This window comes from Mesorhizobium sp. M7A.F.Ca.ET.027.02.1.1 (assembly GCF_004022985.1).
GTDB lineage: Bacteria > Pseudomonadota > Alphaproteobacteria > Rhizobiales > Rhizobiaceae > Mesorhizobium.
On record NZ_RZOL01000706.1, the window covers coordinates 1 to 1,666 of the forward strand.

At 63.1% G+C, this 1,666-nt stretch carries 3 protein-coding genes; 1 reads left to right on the plus strand and 2 read right to left on the minus strand.

The window, feature by feature from the left end; genetic code table 11:
* Positions 1-149: 149 nt before the first annotated feature.
* Positions 150-458 carry an alkylphosphonate utilization protein gene (locus EN749_RS35310; RefSeq protein WP_128364903.1) on the plus strand — a complete coding sequence of 103 codons (309 nt, stop codon included), beginning with the start codon at positions 150-152 and terminating at the stop codon, positions 456-458.
* Positions 459-471: 13 nt separating this feature from the next.
* Here the strand turns inward: EN749_RS35310 and EN749_RS35315 are convergent, their stop codons facing one another.
* Together EN749_RS35315 and EN749_RS35320 are read right to left on the minus strand one after the other, a co-directional pair.
* On the minus strand, positions 472-795 hold the full coding sequence (locus tag EN749_RS35315) for a hypothetical protein (protein WP_128364904.1): 324 nt from the start codon (positions 793-795) through the stop codon (positions 472-474).
* Positions 795-1,666: hypothetical protein (locus EN749_RS35320; RefSeq protein ID WP_128364905.1), on the minus strand; the 872-nt coding region annotated here is incomplete at its 5' end. The genes EN749_RS35320 and EN749_RS35315, both read right to left, overlap by 1 nt.

A 1,666-nucleotide genomic window follows, 5' to 3' on the forward strand; every position in this document is an offset into this window, starting at 1 on the left:
GCCCAATGACGCTGGGCGTCCGCGGCTTGAACGCCGGCTGCTGCTGGTATAGATGAGTTGCGCCGGTCCGCGTTTGTGGATCAGATCTTTGGCCTGCCCCCACGTCGGACTGACAGCGCACTGCATTCAATCCCGAGGCGAGGGCAGCGATGACCGGTCACAACGACGACTACGTCTATGACGACGCGACAGGGGAATGGCGACCAGCGTCGGAGATGGCTGCCATTGCAGCTTCTGCCGGCAGCATCGAAGTGCGCGATGCCGCTGGCAACGTGCTGGCTGACGGCGACTCCGTCGTCCTCGTCAAGGACCTCAAGGTCAAAGGCGCGGGGCAGACCCTGAAGCAGGGCACGGTGATCAAGTCGATCCGCCTCACCGACAATCCCGAAGAGATCGATTGCCGGCATGATGCGATCAAGGGGCTGGTGTTGCGAACTGAGTTCGTCCGCAAGCGCTGACCAGGCCGCAGTATCAGGCGCGTGTCGGGTCCGCTGGCAGTGTGGCACGCAGTGCTGCGATTGCAGCATCCTGCCTTGCGAGCTTGCGGGAGAGAGCGTCGATCTCGTGCTCCCTCCCCAGTGTGATCTCTGCAAGGTTGGCCCGATATCGTTCGAGAAACATTGCCGGCTCCGGGCTCCTCCCGCGTCGATAGCCGGCACATTGGGGTCTGAGCTGCGGAATGATCGCCGTCATCCGCCTTGCGGTCTGCCGGTCGATCATATCGAGCTGGCGCTGTGTCTGGCGCCGAGCCTCCTCCATGCGAAAGAGCTGCGCGCGGCGATCGGGGACAGACATTATGTGTCCCTCCCCTGCCAATCCATGAAGCTCGATGGCCCGCCATAGACACGATGGCGCGCAACATCGATGACGAATCCAAAGCGGCCGACATGGTATTCGTCGGTCGCAACGAGAAAGCGACGTTCCTCCGTGCCTGGTCCGCGCCTGCCGCCAAGGGTCGCGACAACCTCGGTGAAACCGGTTTGGTGTTCGCAACGGATCGCCGACACCACGACCCAGTCATCGGTATGCTTCTCGAAAAATGCCCGCTCGTCCTTTTGCGCGGATTGGCCGGGTTCGAGCACCCTCCCGTGGATCGCCTCCCAGGCGTCCGGGTACCAGTCGCGGATCGACTTTTCCGCACATGCTATCTCGAAATCCGTGAAGAGCTCGGGGAAAGCCTGGGCGACGGCCGCCCAATGGCAGTCCTCTTCATACCAGCCGCCATTGGCACAAAGAAGGGAATGGACTTTGCGATTTCGCTCCGCCGACAGATGGAACCCGCCATGGCCTGCCGTTGAGTGAGCCACGACGCCCTCGGCATAGACGGTCGCTCCCTGCGACGTTCCCCATGGCGTGTGGGCACGGGAGTGGATCTCGCGACGTCCGAGAGCTGCGCGCTGCTGCTGGTGGAGGGCGCTCTCCTCGACATGGGCGCGAAACGCCGCCTCGTCGGCCAGCTCACCGGCATGGCCGTAGAAATCGCTGCGCGTCCATTCGGCCATGGGCCGGCGGATACGCCACCCCGTGACAAGATAGTGCCACCCGTTCCGGGCCGGAACCATGGCGAACGCCGTTTCACCGACAAGCGCAACGGGATAACCGTCGGCGCTGCGGCCAAAAGAAACCCCCGGAAAACCGGGGGTTTCGACGACATAGGTTTCAGAAG